Origin of the sequence: Pseudomonas edaphica (genome assembly GCF_005863185.1) — a bacterium.
GTDB lineage: Bacteria > Pseudomonadota > Gammaproteobacteria > Pseudomonadales > Pseudomonadaceae > Aquipseudomonas > Aquipseudomonas edaphica.
Genome location: NZ_VBVZ01000447.1, coordinates 1 through 5,173, shown reverse-complemented (window position 1 = coordinate 5,173; position 5,173 = coordinate 1). Strand labels below are relative to the sequence as shown.

The window sequence follows — 5,173 nt, the reverse complement described above, 5'->3', positions numbered from 1 at the left end:
CAACACACACATGAATAGTCTGTTGAAACTGGTCCTCCAGAGATTGGCCCTTGGCGTATTGTCGCTGTTCGCCGTCTCGGTGATCATCTTCCTCGCCGTCGGCCTGCTGCCTGGCGATATTGCCCAGGCCATGCTCGGCCAGTCGGCCACGCCGGAAACCATCGCCGCTTTCCGCGCGCAGTTGGGCCTGGATCTGCCGCCGCTGACGCGCTTTGCGCACTGGCTGTTGCGGCTGTTACAGGGTGATCTGGGTGCGTCGCTGGCCAACCAGCGGCCCATCGCCGAGTTGATCGGTGCGCGGCTGGGTAACACCTTGAGCCTGGCCGCCCTGGCGGCATTGGTGTCGGTGCCCACCGCGCTGGTACTGGGCATGCTTGCGGCGCTGTACCGCAACAGCTGGTTCGATCGCCTGCTCAATACCACGGCGTTGAGCGCAGTGTCGTTCCCGGAGTTCTTTGTCGCGTACCTGCTGATCCTGGTGTTCTCGGTGAAGCTGGGCTGGTTTCCCAGCCTGTCCAACCTGGCGCCGGATGCCACGTTCGGCACGCTCCTGGAGCGCTCGGTGCTGCCGGTTGCCACCCTGAGTCTGGTGGTGATCGCGCAGATGATGCGCATGACCCGCGCCTCCTTGATCAACCTGTTGGCCAGCCCGTATATCGAGATGGCCCGGCTCAAGGGCATCAGCCAATCGCGGATTATCTGGAAGCACGCGTTGCCCAATGCACTGGCGCCGATCGTCAACGTAGTGGCGCTGAACCTGGCGTACCTGGTGGTGGGTGTGGTGGTGGTCGAGGTGGTATTTGTCTATCCAGGTCTCGGCCAGTTGCTGGTGGACTCGGTGTCCAAGCGTGACATCCCGGTGGTGCAGGCGTGCAGCCTGATTTTTGCCGCCACTTACATCCTGCTCAATACCGGGGCGGATGTGCTGTCCATCGCCAGCAACCCACGCCTGATGCATCCCAAGGGGTAAGCCATGAGCCTGTTGAGCCAAGTGGCCCGCGCGCCGTTGAGCGCCAAGTTCGGCTTGCTGATTATTCTGTTATACGTCGCGCTGGCGCTGTCGGCGCCGCTGCTGGCGCCCTATGGCGAAACCCAGGTGGTGGGCGAAGGCTTCGCGCCCTGGAGCGGCCAGTTTTTGCTGGGCACCGATAACCTGGGGCGCGATATGTTCAGCCGCCTGGTGTACGGCGCGCGCAATACCTTGGGCATTGCCTTCCTGACGACGACGCTGGCGTTTCTGCTCGGTGGCTTGAGTGGTTTGGTCGCGGCGATCCAGGGCGGCTGGGTCGACCAGGGGTTGTCGCGGGTGGTGGATATCCTCATGGCGATCCCGCAGCTGATTTTTGCCTTATTGATTCTCAGCGTGGTCGGCACCAACGCCACCTCGCTGGTGCTGGTGATTGCGCTGCTGGATTCGACGCGGGTGTTTCGCTTGGCCCGCGCGGTGGCGATGACGGTGGTGGTGCAGGATTTTGTCGAAGCCGCGCGCCTGCGCGGTGAAGGCTTGTGGTGGCTGGTCACCCGCGAAGTACTGCCCAACGCCGCGGCGCCGCTGATCGCCGAGTTCGGCCTGCGCTTTTGCTTTGTGTTCCTGTTTATCAGCGCGCTGTCGTTCCTCGGCCTGGGCATCCAACCGCCCACCGCCGACTGGGGCAGCATGGTGCGCGACAACGCGGTGCTGATCACCTTCGGCGACATCAGCCCATTGCTACCGGCGTTGGCGGTGGCGTTGATCACCGTCAGTGTGAATTTTGTCGTCGACTGGATGCTGCATAAATCCAGCGGCCTGAAGGAGTGTTGAGGATGGACAGGCCATTGCTGGAAATCCGCAACCTGCAGGTCGAAGGGCATTACGAGGATGCCTGGCACCCGTTGATCAAGGGCATTGACCTGACCTTGCAGCGCGGTGAAGTGTTGGGGCTGATCGGTGAGTCCGGGGCGGGTAAATCCACCCTCGGGCTGGCAGCGATGGGCTATGCGCGCGACGGTTGCCGCATCATCGGCGGCTCGGTGTGTTTTGATGGCATTGAGTTGCTGCAGGCCAAGCCCGAAGCCTTGCGCAAGCTGCGCGGCTTGCGCATCGCGTATGTGGCGCAGAGCGCGGCGGCGTCCTTCAACCCGGCGCACCGCCTGATCGACCAGCATGTGGAAACGGCGGTGATCAACGGCGGCATCAGCCGCGCCCAGGCCGAGCACGAGGCGGTGGAGCTGTACCGCGTACTGCGTTTGCCCAACCCCGAGACCATTGGCCAACGCTACCCGCATCAAGTCTCGGGCGGGCAGTTGCAGCGCGTAATGACGGCCATGGCCATGGCCTGCCATCCGGATTTGATTATCTTCGACGAACCCACCACCGCCCTCGACGTCACCACCCAGATCGAAGTGCTGGCGGCGATCCGTGACGCGGTGAAAACCTTCGGCAGCGCCGCCTTGTACATCAGCCACGATCTCGCCGTGGTCGCGCAGATGGCCGACCGCATCATGGTGCTGCGCCACGGCAAGTTGGTGGAGGAGGCCGACACTCGCAGCATGCTCAGCCAGCCGCAGCAGGACTACACCAAATCGTTGTGGGCAGTGCGCAGCTTTCGCACCGAGCCCAAGGCATGCCCGGTGGCGCAGGTGCCGTTGCTGGAAGTGCGTCAGGCCTGCGCCAGCTATGGGCAGCAGCCGGTACTGCATGAGGTGTCGATGCAGCTGTATCGCGGCCAGACCCTGGCGGTGATCGGCGAGTCCGGCAGTGGTAAAAGCTCCACCGCGCGCTTGATTACCGGGCTGCTGCCGGCCACGGCGGGGCAGGTGCTGTATGACGGCGAGGCGCTGCCGGTGGATTTTCGGCGGCGCAGCAAGGAGCAATTGCGGCGCATCCAGATGATCTACCAGATCCCCGACACGGCGCTGAACCCGCGTCAGCGCATCGTCGACATCATCGGCCGGCCACTCACGTTTTACCTGGGCCTCAAAGGCAAGGCGATGCGCGCGCGGGTCGCCGAGTTGCTGGAGATGATTGAGCTGGACCCGGCGGTGTTCATGGAGCGCCAGCCCCGTGAATTATCGGGCGGGCAAAAGCAACGTATCTGTATCGCCCGCGCGCTGGCGGCCGACCCGCAACTGATCATCTGCGATGAAGTCACCTCGGCCCTCGATCAACTGGTGGCCGAGGGCGTGCTGAAACTGCTCAACCGCCTGCAGCAACAACTGGGCGTGGCCTACCTGTTTATCACCCACGACGTGGCCACCGTGCGGGCGATTGCCGACGAGGTGCTGGTGATGCAGCGGGGCAGGGTAGTGGACCAAGGCAGCCGCAATGCGATTTTTACTCCGCCGTACCAGGCTTACACCGGCCTGTTGTTTTCATCGGAGCCGGAAATGGACCCGGACTGGCTCGACCATTTGCTGGCCCAACGGGCGGCGCCCACTGTTTGAGGAATGCACATGAAGGTGTTGATTGTTCACGCTCACCCTGAGCCTCAGTCGTTTACCGCGGCGTTGCGCGACCAGGCGCTGGCTACGTTACAAGGCCAGGGCCATGAAGTGCAGGTGAGTGACTTGTATGCTATGCAATGGAACCCTGTGGCGTCTGCCGCTGACTTTGCCACGCGGGAGAATCCGGATTATCTGGTGTATGCCCTGGAGCAGCGCCTGGGCGTAAAAAATCAGTCGATCGCGGCGGACATCCAGGGCGAACTGGACAAGCTGCTGTGGGCCGACCTGCTGATCCTCAACTTCCCGATCTTCTGGTTCTCGGCACCGGCCATGCTCAAGGGCTGGATCGACCGGGTGCTGGTGTCCGGCGTGTGTTACGGCGGCAAGCGTTTTTACGATCAGGGCGGGCTGGCAGGCAAGCGCGCGCTGGTCGCCGTGACCTTGGGCGGGCGTGAGCATATGTTTGGTGAGGGCACGATTCACGGGCCGTTGGAGGAGATGCTGCGGCCGATTCTGCGCGGCACCTTGGCGTATGTCGGGTATGACGTGCTGGCGCCATTTGTGGCCTGGCATGTGCCGTATATCAGTGCCGAGGCGCGGCAGGATTTTCTGCTGGGGTATGAACAGCGGCTGCAAGGGCTTGCGGATGAGCAGCCCTTGGTATTTCCGAAGCTGGCGCAGTTTGATGAGGCGCTGTATCCACTGTCCTGAACGCAACGATATTCAAATGTGGGAGCTGGCTTGCCTGCGATAGCATCAACTCGGTGTACCTGACACACCGGGGTGTCTGCATCGCAGGCAAGCCAGCTCCCACATTTTAATCTGCATGGATCAGTTGGCTTTGTGCTGTGCCCGCAACCGCTCAGCCGCACCGCGCAGCAATTGCTCGGTGCCGTTCCAGCCCAGGCAGCCATCGGTCACCGACACCCCGTACTTCATCGACGTGCTCAACGGTTGGCAGCCTTCGAACAGGTGGCTTTCGAGCATCATGCCGATCAGCGACGTGTCACCCTGCAGGCGCTGCTCGAGCACGTCGTTGAACACCGCCGGTTGACGCAGCGGGTCTTTGCCGCTGTTGGCGTGGCTGCAATCGACCATGATGCGTGCCGCGACCTTGGACTTGGCCAAGTCGTGTTTCACCTGCGCCACGCTTTGCGCATCGTAGTTCGGCCCACGATGACCGCCGCGCAATACCAGGTGCGTGTCGGGGTTGCCCGGTGTCTGGATGATCGCCGGATGGCCTTGGCTGTCCACGCCGAAGTGACGATGCGGGTGGGAGGCTGAGCGCATCGCATCACAGGCAATCGCGACGCCGCCGTCGGTGCCATTCTTGAAGCCGACCGGCATGCCCAGGCCGCTGGCCATTTCGCGGTGGATCTGCGATTCGGTGGTGCGTGCGCCGATGGCGACCCAACTGAGCAGGTCATCGAAGTAGCCGGCGGCCATGGGTTGCAGCAGCTCGGTGGCGACCGGCAAACCCAGGCGCAGCATCTCGCGCATCAGTTCGCGCGACAGGGTCAAGCCTGCGGCCATGTCGTCGCTGCCATCCAGGTGCGGGTCGTAGGCCAGGCCTTTCCAGCCGATGGTGGTGCGCGGTTTTTCGACGTAGGCACGGATCACCAGCAGCATCTGGTCGCTGACTTCCAGCGCGAGCTTCTTGAGGTTGCGCGCGTATTCCATGGCCGACTCGGGGTCGTGGATCGAACACGGGCCGACAATCACCAGCAAACGCGAGTCTTCGCCATTGAGG

At 62.9% G+C, this 5,173-nt stretch carries 5 protein-coding genes; 4 read left to right on the top strand and 1 reads right to left on the bottom strand.

The window, feature by feature from the left end:
- Positions 1-10 precede the first annotated feature (10 nt).
- From FEM54_RS23815 to FEM54_RS23800, 4 genes are read left to right on the top strand one after another with little or no spacing between them, the layout of a single operon-like run.
- Positions 11-970: an ABC transporter permease gene (locus tag FEM54_RS23815; RefSeq protein WP_138453369.1), complete on the top strand. Its 960-nt coding sequence runs from the start codon at positions 11-13 to the stop codon at positions 968-970.
- Positions 971-973: 3 nt separating this feature from the next.
- Positions 974-1,801, top strand: coding sequence for an ABC transporter permease (locus FEM54_RS23810; RefSeq protein ID WP_138453368.1), 828 nt, complete (start codon positions 974-976; stop codon positions 1,799-1,801).
- A 2-nt stretch (positions 1,802-1,803) separates the two neighbouring features.
- A complete protein-coding gene (locus FEM54_RS23805; protein ID WP_138453367.1) occupies positions 1,804-3,423 on the top strand; it encodes an ABC transporter ATP-binding protein in 1,620 nt (539 codons plus the stop codon).
- A 9-nt stretch (positions 3,424-3,432) separates the two neighbouring features.
- Positions 3,433-4,134 carry an NAD(P)H-dependent oxidoreductase gene (locus FEM54_RS23800; protein ID WP_017139016.1) on the top strand — a complete coding sequence of 234 codons (702 nt, stop codon included), beginning with the start codon at positions 3,433-3,435 and terminating at the stop codon, positions 4,132-4,134.
- Between the two features lie 120 nt (positions 4,135-4,254).
- Here the strand turns inward: FEM54_RS23800 and FEM54_RS23790 are convergent.
- The coding region (locus FEM54_RS23790) for a 3-deoxy-7-phosphoheptulonate synthase (RefSeq protein ID WP_138453366.1) at positions 4,255-5,173 on the bottom strand (919 nt) is incomplete at its 5' end.